The sequence below is a fragment of the Acinetobacter sp. ME22 genome, assembly GCF_022012315.1.
Lineage (GTDB): Bacteria > Pseudomonadota > Gammaproteobacteria > Pseudomonadales > Moraxellaceae > Acinetobacter > Acinetobacter brisouii_A.
Window position 1 is genome coordinate 47,720 of the sequence record NZ_JAKLTL010000004.1, and the last position, 24,629, is coordinate 72,348.

Here is a 24,629-nt window from a genome sequence, read left to right on the forward strand (position 1 = left end):
CTCTTTATTTTGCTTACCACAATGCCAATTGGGTACTCACCCCTGAGGTATCAACACCGCCCAATTCCGCATAATGATAAAGTTGTCCCAATAATTGTCGCAATGGTGGCCCAGACTTTGCGTGCGTATCGGTAATTACAATAAATTCCAGTACACGTGCGCGCTCTGACTGACGTTGCTTACTCACGCGATAGCGCGGTACATCTTGTGTTAATAAGGTCACTCGACCGCGTTCCAAGTTCGCCTTTAACAAATCTTTGGCAGCAATATTTCCATCTGTCGAATAACTGGTCAAAATATAGCGTGCATTAATCGTTGCCAGTAAAGTTTCATAGGCTTCTTTGGCATATTTCGATGAATTATATAAACTTGGACGCTCTTTGCGCCATGCACGGTCAATTCCGCTTTTAAAACCCTTGGTGTCTGGTGATGGCAAATCAGCCTGATCCCAAAGCGTCAGTGAATTTAACACATGATAATTACTGCTATAGGCATGTTGATTATATGGTGGATCTAAATATGCCACATCAACCTCAAACCCACTCATCTGATTGGCTAAATGCTGTGCATCGACACACCACATTTCTGCCATCGGGTTCTTAGCATCGCCAATTTCACAAAAACGGCTTGGCGTTAACCAAAGTAATGACTCAATGCGTTCCAGTGCAGTTTGGGTTTTGCCGCCCCAACCATGATGAAAACTTTTAAATACACCACTGGTATTACTGACAAAACTAGCCGAATACAACAAAGGTGCAAGTAGCGCACTCATTTCAGTATCATCAATTGCCCCCTGCGCTTGCCATGTCGCAATTTGCTGACGAATTGCATCAATACGCATACCATTACGGCGTTTAAAGAACAATCGGTCACGCGCAGGATCATATTCTTCATCATTACGTGGACAAAGATTATGCGTCACCCAACCTTTAGTTAAAGGTAAGCGGTTTAAATAATCTATTGCTTTCTGATACCCCCCCAATTCTTTAAATTTAGGTGCATCAATACAAGATAACACTGCATGATTTAGAGCATGACTATACGGCTCCCAATCATTGGCAATCACCCGATAGCCATTTTGACGGGCTAAACGTGATACCACGCCACTACCCGCAAAGAAATCAGCAAAAATAGGTGCACGGTTGTCTTTGCGATTGAGAGTTCCTGTTTCTTCTAGCGCTTCTAAAATCAAATGCAATAAGCGACGCTTGTTTCCCAAATACGGAACCAATTGATGGAATAAATACTCATCTGTGGTACGCGCAGCATGACGACGTTTATGATAAAGCGTTGTTTCTAAACTCATAATCACTCTTGCACTGGGATTAAATTGAGGCGAATATCTCCCCCAACTTGGGTCATTTCTTGAATATGAAAACGGTATTGCTGATGTAAGCTTTGTAAATCAGCCTGAAACATCGGGCGTGCCGAAGTACCCAATAATGTGGGTGCAATATAATGAATATATTCATCAACCAAGTTTTGCTGAATAAAAGCAGAAGCCAAAGTCGCACCTGCTTCCACCAATACATCATAAATTTGGTAGTCACAGACTAACAGCTTCAACAAATCGTCTAAAGGCTGAACCTCAAGCTGTACAACACCTAAATCTGCCAGCTCTTGTCGAAAAGGTCCCATGACCATTAAAGTCTCTGGTTGTTGCAAAATCTTTGCAGTCAACGGCAATCGACCTTGTCGATCCAGCACAATACGTTTGGGTTGTACCACTGTCGTTAAATCAACATCCGCTAGCTCACGGACATTTAACTGACAATCATCTGCAAGGACTGTCTGAATTCCTGTAATGACGGCACCCGAAATTGCTCGCCAGTGCTGTACATCCTGACGTGCAGTAGAGCCTGTAATCCACTTCGACTCACCCGATGCCATCGCTGTGCGACCATCTAAACTGGCTGCAACTTTCAGGCGAACATAAGGCATTTGGGTCGCCATCGCTTTTAAAAATCCACGATTTAAAGCAGCCGCTTCCACTTCACAAAGCCCAGATTCAACCTCAATACCCGCAACTTTTAAGATTTCTACGCCTTTACCTGCCACCAATGGATTTGGATCTAAGCAGGCAATAATGACTTTTTTCACTTGAGCTTTGACCAAGGCTTCTGCACATGGCGGCGTACGACCATAGTGTGCACAAGGTTCAAGAGTCACATAAGCCGTTGCACCTTGTGCTTGTTCAGCAGCCTGACGCAAAGCAAAAACTTCTGCATGGGGCTGACCAGCGCGTGGATGAAATCCCTGACCGATCACCTGACCATCTCTGACCAATATACAACCGACATTCGGATTAGGTTTGGTACTGTACACACCTTGTTTTGCAAGCTGAATGGCTTGCTGCATATATATGCGATCTTGAGAGGAGAATTTTGACATGTTGTTTTAATGTTCTCGTTGTTGCATCAATTCAATATGCTGACGAAAAGCCTCTACATCTTGGAAATCTTGATAAACCGAAGCAAAGCGAACATAAGCAACATGATCCAAACCGAAAAGAGCCTGCATCACGATCTCACCAATCGTTCGTGAACTGACATCTCGCTCACCTAAGCGGCGAATTTTAATTTGAATATCACTCAGCACCGTTTCTATTTGTTCTTGTGTAACAGGACGTTTTTGTAATGCATGCATGAGTGAACGGCGCAGTTTCGCTTCATCGAATGGCTCATTTTTACCATTCGATTTAATCACGCGTGGCATGACAACTTCATAACTTTCAAATGTCGTAAAACGTTCACCACAACTTGGGCATTCACGGCGACGACGAATTTGACTACCTTCCGCAGCTAAACGGGAGTCAATCACTTTGCTATCGGCAACATTACAAAAGGGACAGTGCATTACACTCAAAATCAAGTAAAACAGTGGCTCTAGTGTATCAAAAATATTTCAGATACTAAATGTTGTGTTTGAAATAAAAAAACAGCCCTAATTAGGCTGTTTTTTTAGGCATCAGATCCGATTATTCGATACGTTCGCCATGTTGGCTAAGGTCAAGACCCATACGTTCATCATCATTGCTTGCTCGTAAACCAATGACAACATCAATCACTTTCAAGATGACGAAAGTCAAGATACCGCTGTAGGCAATTGTTGCAAGTACACCTTCAACTTGTACCCAAACTTGGTGCGCAAGATCAGTTGGCGCTTTTGAACCCATGATGAATGAGCTTGCAAATACACCTGTTAAAATCGCACCAACAATACCACCAACCGCATGTAAGCCAAAAGCATCCAAAGAATCATCAACTTTCAGTAAGCGCTTAAGACCTGTTGTCCCCCAGAAGCAGACTACACCACCAATCAAGCCCATCACTAAAGCACCACTTACAGTGACATAACCTGCAGCAGGTGTAATTACAACTAGACCTGCTACTGCACCTGAGGCTGCACCCAGTACAGAACCTTTACCACGAATCATTTTTTCAACAAATAACCAAGAAATTGCGGCTGCGGCTGCGGCAACTTGAGTCGTCACAAGTGCATAACTCGCTGAACCATTTGCACCTAGAGCTGAACCACCATTGAAACCGAACCAGCCTACCCACAACATACTTGCACCAATAACAGTAAGCACAAGGTTATGTGGCGCCATGGATTCTTTACCAAGACCGATACGTTTACCGAGTAGATAAGCTGCAACTAGACCTGCAACACCTGAGTTAATGTGTACAACTGTACCGCCTGCAAAATCAAGTGCACCATCAGCACCTAACCAGCCACCACCCCAAACCCAGTGAGTAATTGGCGCATAAACTGCGATCACCCAAATGGTAATAAATGCGACAAAGGCACCAAATTTCATACGCTCTGCAACAGAACCACTAATGATTGCAACTGTAATAATCGCAAAAGTCATTTGGAAGATCACGAAGAGAATTTCAGGAATTGTGCCTTGTAAGGCATCTGTGGTAATACCTGAAAGCATGGTTTTACCAAAACCACCAATAAAGGCATTGCCAGAATCAAATGCTAAAGTATATCCAATCACGACCCACACAATACTGACGATCACTGCAGCCATAAAACTGTGAGCCATTGTTGCTAGTACGTTCTTTTTACGAACCATACCACCATAGAACAAGGCCAACCCAGGAATGGTCATGAGTAAAACGAGTGCTGTGGAAATGAGAATCCACGCTGTATCACCTGTATCTAACTTAGGTGTAGCAGCGGGTGCAGGTGCAGGAGCGGCTTCTGCTGCTGGCTCTGATGCGGGTGTCACCGCTGCCGCAGAGGCTGTTGTGGTTGCTGCGTCCGATGCAACAACTGCTGTTTGTTCAGGTGCAGAAGACGTTGCTTCTTCTGCCCAAGCAGCAGAACCACCTAATAGTGCGCCAGATAAACTAAGCGCCATGATTATTTTTTTCATGCGTATCCCCCAACCTTAATCTTTTGCGAGCTAAACTCTGCTGAGCAAACTTCGTGCCAAATTACACTGCGTCTGGACCTGTTTCGCCCGTACGAATACGAATCACTTGCTCTAGGTTGGTCACAAAAATCTTACCATCACCAATTTTACCTGTGCTTGCTACACGGGTAATGGATTCAATCACTGAATCAACCATTTCATCACTAATGGCAATTTCAATTTTTACTTTTGGCAGGAAATCAACGACATACTCAGCACCACGGTACAGTTCCGTATGACCTTTTTGACGACCGAAACCTTTGACTTCGGTTACAGTGATCCCTTGAACACCAATTTCAGAGAGTGCTTCACGCACATCATCCAGTTTGAATGGTTTCACAATTGCAGTTACGAGCTTCATGTTTGTTTTCCTTCGGCTTGTTGTTCAGCTGTAAGGTTTTATGTTCAATTTTCATGCCAATATTCCTGCGGTTAGGGGAATACAGGAATATTCAACATGAGCTATCTTTATACCCTATTTTAGCGCCTTACGTGCATAGATCAGAAAAAAAAGAAGTTTTTTTTCAACTTATGATGAGCAAAACACATCATGCTAAAATGCATCATCTTTTCCAAATTTTTGATGTATTAATGAGGATCTCACCATGATGGAAACCTTGCTACAGGCTATATTAGAGCAAATCGACCAACCTAAAACAGACATTGAGCACAATTTAAGGGCACTCCTCAATGAAGCTGTATCTCGTATGGATTTGGTGTCTCAAGCAGAAATACAGCGTCAAAAGAATGCACTATCTATTGCAAATCAACGTTTAGCTATTTTAGATGAAAAAATTAAGCAGCTTGAAAGTGCACTAGAAACACAAAAATAAGCACTATAAATGTGCATAAAAAGACAAAATTGATTAAACAATAAGCACCAAAACGGAACTAAAAATTATATGTCTTTTGCTAAAATTTATACACGGGGTGTTCTCGGACTTCAAGCACCTCTCATTGAAGTTGAGGTTCATGTCAGTCAGGGCTTACCCTCTCTAACCATTGTTGGTCTACCCGAAGCCGCTGTTCGTGAAAGTAAAGATCGTGTGCGATCTGCAATTATTAACAGCGGATTTCAGTTTCCAACAAAAAGACTGACCATTAATTTAGCCCCTGCAGATTTACCCAAAGATGGCTCACGCCTCGACTTGCCCATTGCACTGGGTATTCTGATTGCATCTGGACAAATTCCTGATCAACATATTGCCAATTATGAATTGATTGGAGAGCTTGCACTTGATGGTCAACTGCGTGCCATTTCTGGGGTTCTAAGTATCGCTTTAGCGTGTAAAAAAGCCAATCATCAATTGCTATTACCGTATGATAATGCACAAGAAGCTGGGCAACTTGAGCAATTGGCTGTTTACCCTGCTTGTTCACTCAAACAGGTTTGTCAGCACTTTTTAGATCAACAGCATATTGACTGTTATACATCTCAAAGTCGGCTAAGTCAGGAGAATTCCTTACCCGATCTTGCAGATATTAAAGGTCAGCTTCGTTCCCGACGAGCTTTAGAAATTGCTGCAGCAGGTGGGCATTCTATCTTGTTTCGTGGGCCACCTGGGACAGGTAAAACATTATTGGCTTCGCGCTTACCCAGCATTTTACCGCAACTTAATCAAGATGATAGTTTAACTGTTGCCAGCATTTATTCTGTTGCCAATCAACCCTACCAATTTGGTCAACGACCTTTTCGCGCTCCACATCATACAGCATCAGCAATTGCTCTGGTTGGCGGAGGCTCACAGCCCAAACCAGGGGAAATCACGCTTGCCCATCTTGGTGTGCTCTTCCTTGATGAATTGCCCGAATTTGATCGAAAAGTGCTTGAGGTTTTACGCCAACCCTTAGAAAGTCAGGAAATTGTGATTTCACGTGCTGCAAGGCAAATGACTTTTCCCGCCCAGTTTCAGCTGATTGCTGCCATGAATCCCTGTCCATGTGGTTATGCTTTTAATCAGGACAGTCGTTGTCAATGTTCAGCAGAGTCCATTAAGCGCTATCAAAATCGGATTTCGGGGCCATTGTTAGATCGTATTGATTTACATATTGATGTACCTCCCTTGTCCGCCCAAGATTTACAAAACTCTGAGCGAAGTGAAAGTTCTGCCTGTGTCCGCCAACGCGTTCTGCAAGCACATAGTTTCCAACTGAACCGCCAAGGTTTCAATAACCAACTCCTTTCACCACAACAACTTGAAGATTATGCAGTCTTATCTCCTGACTCACAGAAAATGCTTGCAATGGCACAGCAGCGTTTAAATTTATCTGCTCGGGCTTATCATCGGGTTTTACGCGTTGCTCGAACCATTGCAGATTTAGCGCAAAGTGAATTGATTACTTCAGTTCATTTATCTGAAGCACTTTCGTATCGAAGCCCATTTCAAAGCTAATTTCACTCATAAAAAAACCGCTCAAACGAGCGGTTTTGAAAATTTTGAGGTCGAATTTTGGTTTAGAAAGTTTTTGTCAAACTAAACACTGCACCTGTATCTACACTTCGGTCTAGAACACCAGTATAACCATCCATATTTGTGCCTACCGCATCTAACTCCGCAGTGAGCCCTGCTACAGATTTAAAGTTATAAGTCACACCCGCTTTCCAGTCAAAGAAGTTGTCATCATTACCATAAATCGATTTATCTGCTTTACTATATCCAAGGCTTGCAACGCCACCAAAGCCTGTATCAGCAAAAGGTAAGCTATAAGCAAGATTAAAGTTCCAGTTACTGACATCAGAATCACCACCATATTTATTGGTGTAGGCAACACTTGGCGTTAATACATCACCTTTAACAATGCTGTCAGCAAAAATCAGTTTTGCATAATATTCTGGGTAATTAATATCACTATTGCTTGGATAGTTATAATAGGCAACACCAAAATCAAGTGTAGGTTTGATTGAACCTAAAGTAATGGGTGTGGCAAAACCAATCGTTGGGTCAAGTTCTAAATGTGCACTATCCCCACCAAAATCTACATTTGATGCAAAGGCTGAGAAATACAAACCTGAGCTATGTGCCAAGGTCACTGTTCCCTGAATCGCAGGATCATTTTGTGTTTGAGATTGACCGCGCCAGCGATAGTCTGAAGTCAAGGCGACATTTCCACTGACTGTAAAACCATATTGGGCCAGTGTTGTATCTTCTGCAGCCATAGCCGCAGTTGATAATGTCGATACAAATAATGCTGTAGTGAGTAATTTCTTCATCATGCTGTTTCTCCCCAAACAGTGAATTCGATTTTTTTGGTTATTTCTCTCAACCCATTGAGTATTAGCAATTGCTATGCCAACTTTATTGCATTACAAATCCTGATTCTGCTGTGATTTGGAATTCACTTGGGCATTTTTAGTTCATTCTACCGATTTATTTGCTTTTAAAAAGTGCATTTTTATCTAGAAAGAAAATAATGTTGACTCGGTTCTGATTTTAATTAAATTCATATTATTTATATTTAAATTAATCATTTTATACGTTTTAAATGAAAACAAATATCATTTACAAATATTGATGTGCTGATTTAACTTAAAATATTCTGAGTTTTTATTTTAAAAATAGAGATATATTAAACCCATATGAAACTTTAGTGAAAAAGTCGTTAAATAATGTTGATAACGATGATATTTTTATTATAGATTAAGAACACTTTGTAACTTTCTGTATCAACTCGAAAGAACAGTTTATTTATTTTTAGGGGAAACCAATGCTAAAAGCACAGAAGCTAACCTTAGCAGTTTTAATTCAGGCAACTTTAATCTCTTCCGCATATGCAAGTGAACAAAGCGAAGCTCAAGGCTTTGTTGAAGGTGCAAGCGCATCGGTTTTATTCCGTACTGGTTTTATCGATCGTGATAAAAAAAATGTTGCTCCAGGTAAAGACACCCGCTCTACCGTTCAATCTGCGATGCTAAATGCTGAGTCAGGCTTTACTCAAGGTACTGTGGGTGTTGCTGTTGGTGTTGTTGGTGATTACTCTGTAAAACTCGGCGACAACAAACATTCTGGCAATGGTATGGTTCCTCGTGACTCAAATGGCAACACCTACGATCAATGGCTTCGTGGCGGTGCTTATGCCAAAGCACGCGTTTCAAATACAACTGTAACTTATGGTACACAAGTTCTTGATATTCCAGTACTTGCAAGCAATACCGCACGTAATGTTCCAGAATACTTTACGGGTACATTGATCACGAGCCATGAAATCAAAAACCTAGAAGTGATCGCAGGTAAATTCACCAAAGACCAAATGTCTGATCAAGTTTATAATACTGACAATGACGGTAATGGTAACAGCCTTAAACGTGCCTATGTTTGGGGTACAAAATACAAATTTAATGACCAATTGACTGGTTCTTACTATGGTTTAGACAGCAAAGATAAGCTAACTCGCCATTACGTAGATGTAAACTTTAAACAACCTTTAAGTACTGATAGCTCACTGACTTATGACCTAAGTGGTTACCATACTAAGTGGGATAAAGATGCATCAGTATCTTCAGCAAAACCGAATGTTGATCTTTCAGATCGTTCAAACAACATTTGGGCGTTCTCTACAACTTATAACAAAGGTCCGCATAGCGTAATGTTGGCTTACCAACAAAGTACTGGTAACTCAGGCTATGCTTATGGTGAAAATGCAGACGGTTTCCAAAGTATCTATTTGCCAAACTCATACCTTTCAGACTTTAATGGTCGTGGTGAAAAGTCTGTACAAGCTCAATATAATGTTGACCTAGGTGCATTTGGTGTTCCTGGCTTATCATTTACAACAGCTTATGTATATGGTTGGGATATCAATACTGTAACTACTCAAAAGGCGAAAGAAAGCGAATTCTTTAACCAACTTAAATACACAGTTCAATCTGGTTTTGCGAAAGGTGTGAGCTTACGTCTACGCGAATCAATTTATCGCAATAGCCAAGCTTATGCCGATGATTACTATATGGCTGATACTAACGAAACTCGTATCTTCCTAGACATTCCTGTTAAATTCTTCTAATCATCTTTGATGATCTAGAAAACAAAAAACCTACACTTTGAAGTGTAGGTTTTTTTATGCAGAAAAATAAAATCAATGTGCTCATATTAATGAGCACAAATCACTTATTTTTTAGCCGCTTCAATCGCTTTCACAACTTCAGCTTTTGCAACATCTGCACCTTCCCAACCTGAGATTTTGACCCATTTACCAGGCTCTAAATCTTTGTAGTGTGCAAAGAAATGTTCAACTTGGCTGATCAATAATTTTGGAAGATCTGTATATTCTTGAATGTCTTTGTACAAAGGAGACAATTTGTCGTGTGGTACAGCGATCAATTTCGCATCGATACCACCGTCATCTTCCATGTTCAATTTACCAACAGGACGGCAACGAATCACAGAACCTGCAGCCACTGGATGTGGAGTTACCACTAATACGTCTAATGGATCGCCATCTTCAGACAACGTATTTGGCACATAACCATAGTTTGCTGGGTAGAACATTGCTGTACCCATGAAACGGTCTACAAACAATGCATCTGAATCTTTGTCGATTTCGTACTTAATTGGTGCAGCATTTGCTGGGATTTCAATGATCACATAGATATCATTTGGTGCATCTTTACCAGCAGGGATATTATTGTAGCTCATGACAATACTCTTTAAATAGAAACAAATTGAAAAAATTGAGCATAGAACTCAAGTTTTATCATGCGCACAATTATACATGGCACATGATTTGATGGGAAAAATATTCAACAGGCTTACAGTAGGCGAAGCGTAAATATCAACAATAAAATCGGACAAACCATCGAAAAAAACCAGATAATCGAACGTAGCGTTGCCCAGTTTGCCAAATAGCAAATACCATACAAAACACGCAGAACAATATAAGCGATCCCTAAAGTCATGATCATGCCCTGATTCATCACCATATATTCAGCCATAAGAACTGAGGTTAAAAATAACGGTAAACTTTCAAAGCTATTTTGCTGAGCGGCATTGGCTCTAGCGGCTAATCCTGTGGTTTTGGCTAAAAATTCACGTGGATTCTGATTATCTTTTAATTTATATCCACCTGCGGCTTTAGCAATAAAGGCAAATACATAAGGCAATAAACATGCAGTCAAAATTAGATAAATAATCCCGCTTATGCTTTGCATGAATGTTTTCTCTTATTGAAATTAGACAAGTCCACATCATAGCATGGCTTTTCTATGATTTTTTTTGTTAAATATAGAGCTTTCTATTATACAAATGTGGACACACGAATGGTCGATCAAGATCAACAAACTCTGTTAGATGCTCTCTCTCAACAAGCCCTCGCCCAAAAACGTGTTGATCGCATTCTCAAAATTGTTCTACCGATCATGTCCTTACTGATTACCACGATTTGTGCCAATATGACATGGCAATCAACGCTCGGCACATTGATCATGCTCACCGTTGCCTTTTATGCAGTTGGCATTAAACGTTGGTCAATTTGGCTCTGGCTCGTTTTAACGGCGTTATACTGTGTGATTGATAATTATCTGACCTTTGGAACATTACAGCTTAAAAATCTACGCCTGCAAATGGTCGGCATGCTCCCTTTCCTGATTATTATTTATATGGCACGTCCTTATTTAGACAAATTCATGCTGCAATCCAAAAAATAAGACCGAAATTTCGGTCTTATTTTCAACAGGAAAATGTGCTATTTGGTTTTATTACGCAAGTCTTTACGCAAGATTTTACCGACATTAGATTTAGGCAATTCATCCATAAATTCCACATAACGTGGACGTTTGTAACCTGTCAAGTTGTCTTTTGCATAAGCCAATAGCTCTTCTGTAGTTAGACTTGGATCTTTCTTCACGACAAAGAGTTTTGGCACTTCACCCGATTTTTCATCAGCTACACCAATCGCTGCAACTTCCAAAACTTTTGGATGTTTGGCAACAACTTCCTCAATTTCAGCAGGATAAACGTTAAAGCCCGACACCAAAATCATGTCTTTTTTACGATCTACGATTTTAATAAAACCGCGATCATTCATCACACCAATATCACCTGTACGGAAGAAGCCATCTGCTGTCATGGTTTTTGCCGTTTCATCTGGGCGGTTCCAATAGCCCTTCATGACCTGTGGGCCACGAATCGAAATCTCGCCTTGTTCACCTAATGCAACTTGGTTGCCATCATCATCTAAAATTGCCACCTCAGTTGCAGGTAATGGAATCCCGATTGTTCCACTGAACTCTGAAGATGCAGGCGGGTTAAAGGTTGCCACAGGAGAGGTTTCTGACAAACCATACCCTTCATGAATAATAATTCCTGTCAACTTTTTCCACGCTTCCGCAGTCGATGGCAACACTGCCATACCACCACCAAGCGCCAGTTTCATTTGGCTATGATCGAGTTGACGGAAACCATCATTATTCACTAGAGCATTAAATAGCGTATTTACCGCAGGGAAAATCGTAGGTTTAAACTTAGATAGCTCTTTGGTCAGTGCAGGCAAATCACGTGGATTTGGAATCAGCAAGTTACTGAACCCTTTATACATCCCGTAAAGTTCGCATACAGTAAACGCAAAGATATGATAAAGCGGTAAAGCACAGACCAAGCGCTCAACTTCTTGTGAATCTTTGCCAAATTTACTTTGGAACATGGTGTCACATTGCAGCATATTGGCAATCAGGTTGCGATGCGTCAGTTCTGCACCTTTCGACACCCCTGTTGTACCACCCGTATATTGCAATACAGCCGTATCACTCATGGTCACCATTGGGCGTTTATATTGACTTGGGCTGACTTTATGCAATGCCGTATTGAAACGTACATGACCTGGAATATCCCAGTCAGGAATTTGTTTACGCACTTTACGTAAAACAAAGTTGACCAAGTTACCTTTCACGAGTCCCAGCATATCGCCAACCGATGCCACAACCACATGTTTGACTGGCGTATGACCAATAATTTTCTGATAAACCGAAGCAAAGTTTTCAATAATCACCAAAACTTCTGCGCCAGCATCATTGAGCTGATGTTCAAGTTCACGTGCTGTATACAGTGGATTGACATTGACCAAAATCAATCCTGCACGGAAAATCCCTAAACTGACAATCGGGTATTGAAAGACGTTCGGCATCATCACTGCAACGCGTGAGCCTTTCGCCAAGCCTAAGCTTTGTAAATAGCAGGCAAATTTCTTACTTTCACGATCAACATCGGCATAAGAAATGGTTTTATCCATGAAAATAAAAGCATCTCGAGAGCCATATTTTTGAAAATTACGTTCAAAAACATCAATTAAGGAAGTATTTTCGGATGGCAATTCAACCACTTCGGGAATACCAGTTTTTTTGTATTCATCAATCCAAATTTTTTCCATAATGCTTTTAATCTCCAATCTATAATCCTATCTGATCGCGTTGTATGCTATGCGGCTGATTGTTGAGTTTGTTATGCCCAACGCGCTTTTGCTTCCACAATAGCATATATAACGTATTTCAAAATTGGCTTACTAGATCAATGTCTGAACTATGAGTTTATTTGCTTTTTGATAACCACGTGGTAGAAGTTGCCCTTTTGTGCCACGTTTTCCAAGATATTTTTGTAAGTCATCGCCTTTGAGTTTCAATTGTTGTTGTCCCGCAACGACCTGAAGTACATCAGATAAATTTAATAATTGCATATCTACAACAATTTCATTGTCTTGAAGTTGTATCAGTTTATTTCCTTTACCTTTATTTAAAACAGGTAACTCTTGTAAGTCAACAATCAGGACGCGCCCTGCTGAGCTTAGCAAAGCAACATGACTGTTTTGTTGAATGTCCATGAGTGGCAAAACTTGTGCCTGATCAGGAACTGTCAAGAAAGCCTTACCTGCTTTGGCATTGGTATCGAGTGCATGGGCTTGGGTTTTAAATCCATAGCCTGCATTGCTTGCAGCCAATAACTCTTGCTGATCATCCGCAATCAAGACTTGCGTAAATGCAACCCCATTAGCAGGGGCAAGTTTTGAGCTTAACGGATCACCCAACCCCCGTGCCGATGGCAAGCTATTGATTGGCAAAGCATAACTACGCCCTGTCTGATCGAGAATATAAACCCGCTGATTGCTCTTACCGACAGCATGACTTAAGTACTGATCGCCTGCGCGGTAATTCAGCTTTTCTGCATCGACCTCTGCACCTTTTGCAGCACGAATCCAACCTGCCTCTGACAAAACCACCGTAACTGCTTCGGCAGGCATCAAGTCTTGTTCTTTAATTTGCACGGCTTCTGCACGTTGCACAATGGCAGAACGACGCTCATCACCAAATTTTTTCGCATCTTCCTTAAGTTCATTAATCACGAGGTTTTTCAATGACTCAGGATTCGCCAATTGCTCTCGAATAATCGCAGCTTTGGCAGAAAGTTCGTCCTGCTCTTGGCGAATTTGCATTTCTTCAAGTTTTGCCAATTGACGTAATTTCAGTTCAAGAATGGCTTCGGCCTGAATTTCATCGACATTGAGCTGCTCCATAAGCGCTACTTTCGGCTGATCGGCATCACGAATAATTTGAATGACGGTATCAATATCTAGATATGCAATCAGCAAGCCAGCCAAAATATGCAGGCGCTTTTCGATTTTATTCAGGTGATATTGCAAACGGCGTGTCACGGTTGCTTTACGGATTTCGATCCATTCCAACAGGATTTTACGAATCGATTTGACCTGTGGACGACCATCCGCCCCAATCATGTTTAAATTGACCCGATAGCTCGATTCCAGATCTGTCGTTGCAAACAAATGGCTCATCACCTGTTCAGCATCGACACGGTTCGAACGTAGCACAATCACCAAACGGGTTGGGTTCTGGTGATCCGATTCATCGCGAATGTCGGACACCAAAGGTAATTTTTTCGCTAGCATTTGGTCAGCGATTTGCGTGACCACTTTTGAACCTGACACCTGATACGGCAAATCAGTGATCACGATTTCATTTTTTTCAATCGTATACACGGCACGCATACGATAACTGCCACGACCAGAAGTTTGGATTTTTAATAATTCATCTGGTGGGGTAATAATTTCGGCTTTGGTCGGTAGGTCAGGACCCGGAATATATTCGGCAACTTTTTCATCGGTCAGATTCGGGTTACGAATCAGGGCAATAGTGCCTTTAATTACTTCACGTAAATTGTGGGGTGGAATGTCAGTTGCCATTCCTACCGCAATCCCTGTCGTACCATTGAGCAAAATATTCGGTACACGTGCAGGCAGGTTAATTGGCTCTTTGAGCGAGCCATCAAAGTTGTCCTGCCAGTCACATGTGCCCTGCCCAAGTTCAGACAGGAGTAATTCACTAAACTGTGATAATTTGGCTTCGGTATAACGCATCGCAGCGAAAGACTTCGGATCATCAGGTGAACCCCAGTTGCCTTGCCCTTCAATAAACGGATAACGATAACTAAATGGCTGTGCCATCAGCACCATGGCTTCATAACATGCTGAGTCACCATGCGGATGGTATTTACCGAGGACGTCACCCACAGTACGTGCAGATTTTTTCGGTTTGCCACTATGCTTCAAGCCTAGCTCACTCATGGCATACACGATACGACGCTGTACAGGTTTTAAACCATCACTAATATGTGGCAATGCACGATCCATAATCACGTACATGGCATAATTTAAGTAGGCTTGTTCGGTAAACTCTGCTACGGAGCGGTTTTCTGTCGCATGATGCGCAAGATTGGTCATAAAAATATTGAACCTATCTGAGAGCTAAGATGAATAAAAATGTGAATATTGCTATTTAACAAGATCGTAAGCGAAACGTAAATAAAACCCTTTGATCTCGTTGTTTTTTTCTACGCTTTATCTGAATTTGAATCAAATATTGAAATGTAACGACATGCTGAAGCACATCGTTACGCTCCACTCGACTCATCCTTATAATCCGATTGATTCGAGCGTTTTACCTTGAGTTTCTTCCCCAAGAATGACGATCACGGCTGCAACTGCCAGTAACACCACAGTAAACATCATAAAGACATGATGAAAAGCATCTGGCGCAACCATTAAGCTTGTCACCACCATTGGTGCGACAATGCCGCCAATTCTTCCAACTGCTGCTGCCCAACCTGAACCAAATGCCCGAATATTAGTTGGATATTGCTCAGGCGTATAAGTGTATAAAACACCCCATGCCCCCAAGTTAAAGAATGACATTAGGCAACCCCAAAACATGATGCTGCTGTCACTATTGGACTGTCCAAAAAAGTAGGCTGACACCGCACAGAATCCGATAAAACCTGCTAGGGTCGCTTTACGTCCCAGTTTTTCAACCAACCACGATGCCACGATATAACCAGGCAGTTGTGCCAAAATCATGAATAAAACATATTCAAAAGATTTCACAATATCATAGCCTTGCTTGACTAACAGGCTCGGCAACCACGTAAAAATACCGTAGTAGGAAAATACGATCCCAAACCAAATCAGCCACAGCATTAAGGTACGGCGTACAAACGGTTTTTGCCATAATTGTTGAAAAGATACTTTCTGTTGATGGGCAACAGGCAATACCTCAATCTCTTGAATCACCTCAACCCCTGCCTGCTGTTCCAACTTCTGAATAAGCTGATGTGCTTCTACAATTCGATTACGATTAATCAAATACGGAACAGATTCAGGAACTTTGGTTAAAACAACCCAGACATAGAACAGCGGTAAACCGCCAATCAAAAAGGCAATATGCCAGCCGAAATGTGGAATCAGAAAATAGGACACCAATGCTGCAACTAGCCAGCCTAATCCCCAAAAACTTTCTAGAAGAACAATAAAACGACCACGCACTTGAGCAGGAATATATTCACTAACTAAAGTCACGGCAACTGGAAGCTGACCGCCAAGTCCTAAACCGACCAAAAAGCGGCAGACTAAAAGTACCGTGAGATTCGGCGCAAAAGCACACAAGGCTGTCGCAATACTATAAAGCACCATGGTGCTAGCAAAGACATTCTTACGACCAAAACGATCGGCCAATGCGCCTGAAAAGACCGCACCAATTGCCATACCGACAAAACCAATACTGACAATCCAGCCACTTTCTACAGGAGTCAGCCCCCAGTCATGCACCAGTTTGGTCATAATAAATGCGATGATGCCTGTATCCATCGCATCGAACATCCACCCCAAACCGACAATCCCAAGCAAATTATAGTGAAAGCGACCTATCGGTAAGCGTTGTACACGAGATACCAGATCCATAAGCTGTTCTCAAATTAAGCAATAAGTGATTCAAAAAACATAAAACCGATCTGAACAATACTTTATTCATCAATTGATGATGCTGAGTGTCCATCATCTTCTTTATAAATGAATTTTGGCATTTCCAGACCAAAATAAATGGCAATAACCCGTAGGCTGAAACCAAAAATCAGGGTAATGACAATGGTGGTTTCCAGTGTCAAGTTGAGGATATTACACAGCCAATAACACACAACAGCGACAAAAGAAATACTGGCGTAAAGCTCACGGCGGAATACTAACGGAATATCATTACATAAAATATCCCTTAAAATACCACCAGATACACCCGTTAAAACACCTGCTACAGAAGCGACCACAAAGCCATGCCCCATCTGAATGGCAATCTGACAACCAATAATGGTAAAGGCAATTAAGCCAAGTGCATCAAGCAATAAGAATACAGAACGAAGATGTTTCATCCATTTGGCAATAAAAATCGTGAGCAATGCTGCACAGCAAGTCAGTACCAAATATTCAGGATGTTTTACCCAACCCAAGGGATAATGCCCCAACAAGACATCACGGACAGACCCGCCACCCAATGCAGTGACGCAGGCGATCAGAATCACCCCAAACCAGTCCATACTACGTCTGCCCGCAGACAATGCTCCCGTCATGGCTTCGGCGGTAATCGCAATAATATAAATAACCGTGAGCAACATTTCCGAAACCTTTTAACCACTTAAACAGGCGTACATATTAAAGAAAAGCTGCACAACAATGTTTAAATTTTTTGCCTGAGCCACAGATACACGCTTGCTTCATGCTTGGACTTTGCTCAAGGGTAGGATCAAGGAAAAACCACTGTTCGGCATGAAAGACAAAATAGGATTTTTCATGGTGGATTTGCTGTTCCTGACCATTGAAATAATACGCTTTGAATTCCACCATGGCATGGGTTTTATCGACTTTGGGCAGGCTATTGATAATTTCCAGTTGTTGCCACTGATTATGTCGGCTCCATGCATCCAAGGCAGCACGGTCAAGCTGCTGTTGCTGACCTAAAGCTGTTGTTTTGACAATATAATCAATCTGATGTTTGGCAAATGCACTGTAACGTGAGCGCATGAGCTGCGCTGCGCTTTGTGCTGCTATCCTTCCTTGATGTAGCGGTTGGCAACAACTGGCGTATTCACCATAACCACACGGGCATGTTTGTTCGCTCATAAAAATAGCCCTCATGTTAAAGGGCTATTTTAGCAAAATCAGACTTAAGATGTTTCTTCAGGTTGAGCTTTTGGCACGATATGTACTTTTTCGATTTTATGCCCATCCATCGTCACGATTTCAAAGCTATAACCATCGGCTTCAACCACATCGCCATTTTCAGGCAAACGTCCTAAATGCAACAACAGATAACCCGAAAGTGTTGAATATTCTTCACTTTCATCGACCAAGTCACGCCCAAGCAATAAGGAAATATGACGAATATCGGTTGAACCATCAATCATCAACGAGCCATCTTCCAGACTTTCAGCCGCAGCCTGCATTTCGTCTTCATCTGGGAACTCACCTGCAATGGCTTCTAAAATATCAATTGGGGTGACAATCCCTTCAATCGAACCATATTCATTGAGGACAATTGCCATTTGTAAAGGCGCTTGGCGTAATTGTTCCATGACCATCAAAACATGCGCATTTTCATGCACAATCATTGGCTCACGTAAATGATCGGTAAAGTTGAGTTTGCCTGTTTCGATGTACTCATTCAAAATTTTATGGGTTAACGCAATACCCGCCAAATTGTCCAACTCGCCATGTGCGAACACTAAACGCGAATGCGTCATTTGAGTCAGACGTTCTTTAATACGCTCTGGACTATCGTCCAAATCCACCCATTCCAATTCAGGACGTGGGGTCATGACAGACTTCACAGGACGTTCTGCCAAACCTAATACGCCCTGAACCATCACACTGTGATAAGCGCTATTTTGATCATCAAACATTTCTTCAGCAAAAGCATGTGTTGCCAATACATCCTGATGATCAGATGCGGTTTCATTGTTATTTGAATTGGACTTGCTTCCTAACATTCGCATCACAGCAGAAGCCGTCCGATAACGTAAATCGGTCGTTGTCACTGTTCGCTCTTGATTACGACGTGTCACTTGATTAATTGCTTCAATTAATACTGAGAAACCGATCGCGGCATATAAGTAACCTTTTGGAATATGGAAATTAAAGCCTTCCACCACCAAAGAGAAACCAATCATCATCAAGAAGCCCAAACATAAAATCACGACGGTTGGATGTTTATTGACAAAGTCCATGAGTGGCTTCGATGCCCAAAGCATGACACCAACAGCAATCACTACAGCAATCATCATGACGGAAAGATGCTTCACCATTCCGACCGCGGTAATCACACTGTCGAGTGAGAATACAGCATCAAGCACCACAATCTGAGCAATCACCACCCAAAATGCGGCATGCACAGGGTTTTCTTCTTTTAGATGTTGTTTGCCTTCAATCCGTTCATGAAGTTCCATCGTGCCTTTAAATAATAAAAACACACCACCAAACAACAAGATTAGGTTATGCCCTGAGAATGGATGCCCTAAAATGTGAAATAAGGGTTCATCTAAAGTGACAATCCAAGCAATGGATGCCAACAACACCATACGCATACACAGTGCTAGCATTAAGCCAATCACTCGTGCTTTACCACGTTGCTCTGGAGGCAACTTTTCTGACAAAACAGCAATAAAAACTAAGTTATCAATCCCGAGGACGACCTCAAGAATGACCAATGTTGCCAAACCTACCCATGCAGAGGGATCAGACATCCATTCGAAAATCATTGATCACACTCCCCGAAGAAAGCTTTGACTGAACAGTGAACTTGAGTCAAAAAGAAAAATGGAACTGAAATGCAGTCCGAAGTTTGAATGATTAAAAAATTGTTCGAGTGCCTACAACCACTACCCATGTTGATCTATATGTTGTGAATCGAATTTTCAGTATAGGCAAGATTTTTTAGAAATTCATCATTTTTTATCCACTTTTCGCGAGAGTTTTTCAGCAATTTTGTGTTTTTATCTGCATTTCTTTGCAAATGATCTTTCAAGATTCAAAACAGCCAGAAGATTTACAAAATACGCTAAAAATACAATAGCTTTCGCATACAATTGTCATATTTCTTGCTTAATCTAAATTGAGAAAACGTGATAAGGTGAGAAAAAAAGATGAATAGTGTCGTCGATATGAATAAAGATTTAAAAGTAAAAACAACCCAAGCTCTGATTGCACTGTACTGTGGTTCTCGTGTGGGTAATAAAGCTATTTATTTAGAAAGTGCCATTCAGTTGGCTCAAGGCTTAGCACAGCATGGTTTTGGCATCGTTTATGGTGGCGCCAGTATTGGTTTAATGGGTCAGGTTGCAGATACTGTACTTGAACATGGTGGTGAAGTCGTTGGTGTCATCCCTGAATTTATGCTGGATTATGAATCTGCGCATAACCAACTGACTGAACTGCATGTTGTTGAAACAATGCATGAACGTAAAGCGATGATGGCTGAGCGTGCCAGCGCCTTTATTGCGCTACCTGGTGGTTTAGGTACATTTGAAGAAATTTTAGAAATTGCCACTTGGGGACAGCTCAACCAACATCAAAAACCAATGATTTTATATAACGTCAATGGTTTTTATAACGCCCTGATTGCTCAGCTTGACCATGCGGTGCAGGAAGGTTTCTTGCCACCACAACATCGTGCTAAATTGATTGTTTGTCAGAGTATTTCTGAAATTTACACAGCCATTAATAATCTAAAAGTGCCTGTGAGTTTTGTGATTTAAATTAAATATATTTCATCTGCTGGCGTTAATGCCAGCTTTTTTTATTTTAAGAATCAAAGAATAAATCATATCATCCATAAAAAAGGACGCTTACGCGTCCTTCTTCTCAAAACTTTCTATTCTGCCGCAGTCATAGCCTTTGGCGTAAAATCAGAAAAATGCGTTGCATTTTGAAATCCCAACTGCCGCGAGCACAGCTCTTGGCGTAATTCAGGCAAGAAGTTTCACTTCTTGAAATCCCTGAATTACTCCCATTCAATTGTTGCAGGTGGTTTAGATGACACGTCATAAACAACACGTGATACATCTTTGATTTCATTCATGATACGTGTAGAAATCTTGTCCACCAACTCATATGGCAAGTGAGCAAAACGAGCTGTCATAAAGTCAACGGTTTCAACAGCACGAAGTGCAACAACCCATGCATAACGGCGACCATCACCGACTACACCCACAGATTTCACAGGTTGGAATACTGCAAATGCTTGCGCAGTTTTGTCGTACCAACCACTGTCGCGAAGTTCTTGCATAAAGATGTCATCTGCAAGGCGAAGAATATCGGCATATTCTTTTTTCACTTCACCCAAAATACGCACGCCCAAACCTGGACCTGGGAATGGATGACGGTAGATCATGCTGTGTGGCAAGCCTAAAGTTGTACCCAATTTACGCACTTCATCTTTGAACAAGTCACGTAATGGCTCAACCAAGTCAAATGCTAAATCTTCTGGTAAACCACCCACATTATGGTGTGATTTAATCACGTGTGCTTTACCTTGTTTGCTTGCAGCAGATTCGATCACGTCAGGGTAAATTGTCCCTTGTGCCAAGAATTTCACGCCATCAAGTTTACGTGCTTCTTCGGCAAATACTTCGATGAATTCACGACCAATGATTTTACGTTTTTTCTCAGGATCAACTTCACCCGCCAACGCTGTCAAGAAACGTTCTTCAGCATCTGCGCGGATTACGCGGATCCCCATGTTGTCAGCAAACATTTGCATCACTTGATCGCCTTCGTTTAAACGAAGCAAGCCATTGTCTACAAATACACATGTTAACTGGTCACCAATCGCTTTATGTAAAAGCGCAGCAACAACAGATGAGTCAACGCCGCCAGACAAACCAAGAAGAACTTTCTCATCACCAATTTGTGCGCGAAGTTGTTCTACGCGTAAGTCGATAATGTGTTCTGGTGTCCAAAGACCACGGCAACCACAGATTTTATGTACAAAGTTAGAAAGAAGTTCCGCACCTTTTGCAGTGTGTGTCACTTCAGGGTGGAACTGTACACCATAGAAACGACGTGTTTCATCGCTTACTGCTGCAAAAGGACAGCTTGGCGTGCTTGCTGTAACGGTAAAACCTTCTGGAATCGCACTGACTTTGTCACCGTGGCTCATCCACACATGCAATTGGTTTTCTTTATCTTGTAAGTGACCAATCAACTGGTCACGAACTAAAATATCAACTTCAGCATAACCAAATTCGTGAACAGTACCTGGTTCAACTTTACCACCCAACTGTTCAGACATGGTTTGTAAACCATAGCAAATGCCAAGAACAGGAACACCTAGTTCAAACACAACTTGAGGTGCACGTGGACTACCTTCTTCATGAACACTTTCAGGACCACCCGACAAGATAATGCCGTTGGGTTTAAATGCACGAATGTCTTCCTCAGACATATCAAACGCATACATTTCAGAATATACGCCTGCTTCACGTACACGACGTGCAATCAATTGGCTATATTGCGAACCGAAATCCAAAATCAGGATACGATCTTCAGTAATTTGGGTATTGGTAGTCATGAGAAACAACTATAGATAGCTAAAGAAGATAGGCGCGCTATTCTAGCATTTTTTATTGATGAAGCACATTGCCTAATTTGTGTATTATTTAGACATTAAAAAAAGCCCCTGACGGAGCTTTTTTATTTCAACTTACAGATTAGTGATCAGATGCACCTGATGCGCCAATCCCTGTCATTGAGCGAACATATTGAGCGTCGAATGCTTTACGTTCTTTTTCTGCACGCGCTGACTTGTCTGTTACAGAGAAGAACCAGCAGCAAAGGAATGATAATGGCATTGCAACGATTGCTGGACCATTTAATGGGTTGATTGGCGTATCAGAGATTTTAAGTGTATCGACCCAAACTGCTTTCGATAACACAATCATAATCACGGCTGTTGCCAAACCAATCACACCACCAATCACCGCACCACGTGTAGTTAAACCTTTCCAAAACATTGACAATACAAGTACTGGGAAGTTTGCACAGCAAGCAACAGAGAATGCCAAGCCGACCATGAATGCAACGTTTTGTTTTTCAAATAAAACACCCAAGATCATTGCAAAGATTGCAAGACCAAGTGTTGCAATCTTTGACATGCGAAGTTCAGATTCAGGGGTTGTTTGACCTTTTTTGAACACGTTTGCATACAAGTCATGAGAAATCGCTGAAGCACCTGAGAGGGTTAAACCTGCAACCACTGCAAGAATCGTTGCGAATGCTACTGCTGAGATAAAGCCCATGAACATGTCGCCGCCTACTGCATCACTTAAATGCACCGCAGCCATGTTGTTACCACCCACCAACTCAAGTTTACCTGTCACTGCCATTTTTGCAGCATCAAGGAATTGAGGGTTGTTTGATACGAACAAGATCGCACCAAAACCGATAATGAATGTGAGTAAGTAGAAGTAACCGATGAAGCCTGTTGCAACCACAACTGATTTACGTGCTTCTTTTGCATCTTTAACAGTGAAGAAACGCATCAAGATATGTGGAAGACCTGCTGTACCAAACATCAATGCCAAGCCAAGAGAAAGCGCATCAATTGGGTTTGCAGCCAGTTTACCTGGTCCCATAATTTTAGCGGCATCTTCAAAGCTAATGCTACGCACTTCACCATAGACTTCGATTGATTTAGTAAACATGTTGCTAAAGCTGAAACCAACAGAGTTCATTACCATGAACGCCATGAAGGTTGCACCACTCAATAGCATGACCGCTTTAATAATCTGTACCCAAGTTGTTGCCAACATGCCACCGAAGATTACATAAGCCATCATCAGTAAACCAACCACAACAACAGCGATGTTATAGTTTAGACCGAACAGAAGTTTAATCAGCTGACCTGCACCCACCATTTGTGCGATGAGATAGAAAGCAACCACAACCAATGAGCTAAATGCTGCCAAGGTACGAACTGGCTTTTCTTCCAAGCGGAATGAAACCACGTCAGATAAGTTGTATTTACCTAAGTTACGTAAACGTTCAGCAACAAGGAACAATACGATTGGCCAACCGACCATGAAACCAAGTGAATAGAGCAAGCCATCAAAACCTGAGCTAAACACAAGTGCTGAAATACCCAAGAATGATGCTGCTGACATATAGTCACCCGCAATGGCTAAACCATTTTGGAAACCACTAATCCCACCACCTGCGGTATAGAAATCTTGTGCACTTGTGGTTTGTTTTGCTGCCCATTTGGTAATAAACAGGGTTAAACCAACAAAGATTACAAACATGATAATCGCATGCCAGTTGGTTGCCTGCTGTTCGGCTGCACCCAAATCTGGGCTTGCCATAGCAACCGTTGAGCTAAATGCTGCTGATGCAAGTAATGCTTTATTTTTTAGAGAAGTCCAGTTCATCCGCATATCCTCATCCGTGAGTTGCATTAGATTGAGAAGAAGTGCTGCTTTGATGCGTAATCGCTTCAACTTCTTTCATTGCTTCTGCATTAAGCTGGTCAAATGAATTGTTGGCAATATAGGAATACACGCCACATAACACAAAAGACAGAACGATGATGCCAAGACCAAGAGGAATCCCCCAAGTCGTTACTCCACCACTAAAAGAACTCATTAAGAACTCTTTGTTGTAACCGACAAGTAGCATAAAACCGACATAGATCACCAACATAATAATGGTCAATGTCCAGCTCAATTTACTTTTACGGCTTACCATTTCTTTGAATTTTGGATTTTGTAGAATTCGTTCTACTTGTACCTCATCCATAACCTTACTCCATGTGTACAACCAGCCTTGGTCGCATTTTTTAATTGTTTTTTCTGTGTTGTAACGGTATCAATATTTAAGGCTTTTAGTCAGTTAGACT

At 41.6% G+C, this 24,629-nt stretch carries 22 protein-coding genes; 5 read left to right on the forward strand and 17 right to left on the reverse strand.

The window, feature by feature from the left end; genetic code table 11:
- Positions 1–13: 13 nt before the first annotated feature.
- From LVY74_RS07220 to glnK, 5 genes are all read right to left on the reverse strand, one after another.
- Complete coding sequence (locus LVY74_RS07220) at positions 14–1,306, reverse strand: DNA adenine methylase (protein ID WP_151709259.1); 1,293 nt, start codon at positions 1,304–1,306, stop codon at positions 14–16.
- A gap of 2 nt (positions 1,307–1,308) precedes the next feature.
- Positions 1,309–2,391 carry a bifunctional diaminohydroxyphosphoribosylaminopyrimidine deaminase/5-amino-6-(5-phosphoribosylamino)uracil reductase RibD gene (gene ribD / locus LVY74_RS07225; protein ID WP_237814525.1) on the reverse strand — a complete coding sequence of 361 codons (1,083 nt, stop codon included), beginning with the start codon at positions 2,389–2,391 and terminating at the stop codon, positions 1,309–1,311.
- 6 nt (positions 2,392–2,397) lie between these two features.
- Positions 2,398–2,856 (reverse strand): transcriptional regulator NrdR, encoded by a 459-nt coding sequence (gene nrdR, locus LVY74_RS07230; protein ID WP_004902592.1) that lies wholly within the window; start codon positions 2,854–2,856, stop codon positions 2,398–2,400.
- 121 nt (positions 2,857–2,977) lie between these two features.
- Positions 2,978–4,387, reverse strand: coding sequence for an ammonium transporter (locus LVY74_RS07235; RefSeq protein WP_237814526.1), 1,410 nt, complete (start codon positions 4,385–4,387; stop codon positions 2,978–2,980).
- A gap of 61 nt (positions 4,388–4,448) precedes the next feature.
- Complete coding sequence (glnK, locus tag LVY74_RS07240) at positions 4,449–4,787, reverse strand: P-II family nitrogen regulator (RefSeq protein ID WP_004749947.1); 339 nt, start codon at positions 4,785–4,787, stop codon at positions 4,449–4,451.
- A 244-nt stretch (positions 4,788–5,031) separates the two neighbouring features.
- Between glnK and LVY74_RS07245 the strand changes: the two genes are divergently transcribed.
- Positions 5,032–5,259 (forward strand): accessory factor UbiK family protein, encoded by a 228-nt coding sequence (locus LVY74_RS07245; protein WP_237814527.1) that lies wholly within the window; start codon positions 5,032–5,034, stop codon positions 5,257–5,259.
- A 69-nt stretch (positions 5,260–5,328) separates the two neighbouring features.
- A complete protein-coding gene (locus LVY74_RS07250; RefSeq protein WP_237814528.1) occupies positions 5,329–6,819 on the forward strand; it encodes a YifB family Mg chelatase-like AAA ATPase in 1,491 nt (496 codons plus the stop codon).
- A gap of 62 nt (positions 6,820–6,881) precedes the next feature.
- Here LVY74_RS07250 and LVY74_RS07255 read toward each other — a convergent pair whose 3' ends face one another.
- Positions 6,882–7,640, reverse strand: coding sequence for a TorF family putative porin (locus tag LVY74_RS07255; RefSeq protein WP_237814529.1), 759 nt, complete (start codon positions 7,638–7,640; stop codon positions 6,882–6,884).
- Positions 7,641–8,131: 491 nt separating this feature from the next.
- Between LVY74_RS07255 and LVY74_RS07260 the strand changes: the two genes are divergently transcribed.
- A complete protein-coding gene (locus LVY74_RS07260) occupies positions 8,132–9,427 on the forward strand; it encodes an OprD family outer membrane porin (protein WP_237814530.1) in 1,296 nt (431 codons plus the stop codon).
- 104 nt (positions 9,428–9,531) lie between these two features.
- On the opposite strand, the gene ppa is transcribed toward LVY74_RS07260, so the two are convergent.
- The gene (gene ppa, locus LVY74_RS07265) at positions 9,532–10,059 is read right to left on the reverse strand and encodes an inorganic diphosphatase (protein WP_151776735.1); all 528 of its coding nucleotides are present in this window, start codon (positions 10,057–10,059) and stop codon (positions 9,532–9,534) included.
- 113 nt (positions 10,060–10,172) lie between these two features.
- Positions 10,173–10,571, reverse strand: a complete 399-nt coding sequence (locus tag LVY74_RS07270) for an MAPEG family protein (RefSeq protein ID WP_237814531.1) — start codon at positions 10,569–10,571, stop codon at positions 10,173–10,175.
- A 108-nt stretch (positions 10,572–10,679) separates the two neighbouring features.
- Here LVY74_RS07270 and LVY74_RS07275 point away from each other — a divergent pair, with 108 nt between their 5' ends.
- Positions 10,680–11,066 (forward strand): hypothetical protein, encoded by a 387-nt coding sequence (locus LVY74_RS07275; protein ID WP_237814532.1) that lies wholly within the window; start codon positions 10,680–10,682, stop codon positions 11,064–11,066.
- A gap of 38 nt (positions 11,067–11,104) precedes the next feature.
- Here LVY74_RS07275 and LVY74_RS07280 read toward each other — a convergent pair whose 3' ends face one another.
- The 6 genes from LVY74_RS07280 to LVY74_RS07305 all read right to left on the reverse strand — a co-directional run bounded on the left by LVY74_RS07280 (position 11,105) and on the right by LVY74_RS07305 (position 19,497).
- Positions 11,105–12,784, reverse strand: coding sequence for an AMP-binding protein (locus tag LVY74_RS07280; RefSeq protein WP_237814533.1), 1,680 nt, complete (start codon positions 12,782–12,784; stop codon positions 11,105–11,107).
- Between the two features lie 132 nt (positions 12,785–12,916).
- Complete coding sequence (gene parC, locus LVY74_RS07285) at positions 12,917–15,142, reverse strand: DNA topoisomerase IV subunit A (protein ID WP_237814534.1); 2,226 nt, start codon at positions 15,140–15,142, stop codon at positions 12,917–12,919.
- 192 nt (positions 15,143–15,334) lie between these two features.
- Positions 15,335–16,654 (reverse strand): niacin transporter NiaP, encoded by a 1,320-nt coding sequence (niaP, locus tag LVY74_RS07290; RefSeq protein WP_237814535.1) that lies wholly within the window; start codon positions 16,652–16,654, stop codon positions 15,335–15,337.
- A gap of 62 nt (positions 16,655–16,716) precedes the next feature.
- Positions 16,717–17,358 (reverse strand): trimeric intracellular cation channel family protein, encoded by a 642-nt coding sequence (locus LVY74_RS07295; RefSeq protein WP_151709246.1) that lies wholly within the window; start codon positions 17,356–17,358, stop codon positions 16,717–16,719.
- A 37-nt stretch (positions 17,359–17,395) separates the two neighbouring features.
- Positions 17,396–17,863: a YchJ family protein gene (locus tag LVY74_RS07300; protein WP_237814536.1), complete on the reverse strand. Its 468-nt coding sequence runs from the start codon at positions 17,861–17,863 to the stop codon at positions 17,396–17,398.
- Positions 17,864–17,907: 44 nt separating this feature from the next.
- The gene (locus LVY74_RS07305) at positions 17,908–19,497 is read right to left on the reverse strand and encodes a TerC family protein (protein WP_151776731.1); all 1,590 of its coding nucleotides are present in this window, start codon (positions 19,495–19,497) and stop codon (positions 17,908–17,910) included.
- A gap of 384 nt (positions 19,498–19,881) precedes the next feature.
- Here LVY74_RS07305 and LVY74_RS07310 point away from each other — a divergent pair, with 384 nt between their 5' ends.
- Positions 19,882–20,493 (forward strand): TIGR00730 family Rossman fold protein, encoded by a 612-nt coding sequence (locus LVY74_RS07310; protein WP_151709243.1) that lies wholly within the window; start codon positions 19,882–19,884, stop codon positions 20,491–20,493.
- Positions 20,494–20,738: 245 nt separating this feature from the next.
- On the opposite strand, the gene guaA is transcribed toward LVY74_RS07310, so the two are convergent.
- The 3 genes from guaA to LVY74_RS07325 form a co-directional block, all read right to left on the reverse strand.
- Complete coding sequence (gene guaA / locus LVY74_RS07315; protein WP_151709242.1) at positions 20,739–22,307, reverse strand: glutamine-hydrolyzing GMP synthase; 1,569 nt, start codon at positions 22,305–22,307, stop codon at positions 20,739–20,741.
- A 139-nt stretch (positions 22,308–22,446) separates the two neighbouring features.
- Positions 22,447–24,162 (reverse strand): cation acetate symporter, encoded by a 1,716-nt coding sequence (locus tag LVY74_RS07320; protein ID WP_237814537.1) that lies wholly within the window; start codon positions 24,160–24,162, stop codon positions 22,447–22,449.
- Between the two features lie 10 nt (positions 24,163–24,172).
- Entirely contained in the window at positions 24,173–24,529 is a 357-nt protein-coding gene (locus LVY74_RS07325) for a DUF485 domain-containing protein (RefSeq protein WP_237814538.1), read from the reverse strand.
- Positions 24,530–24,629 lie beyond the last annotated feature (100 nt).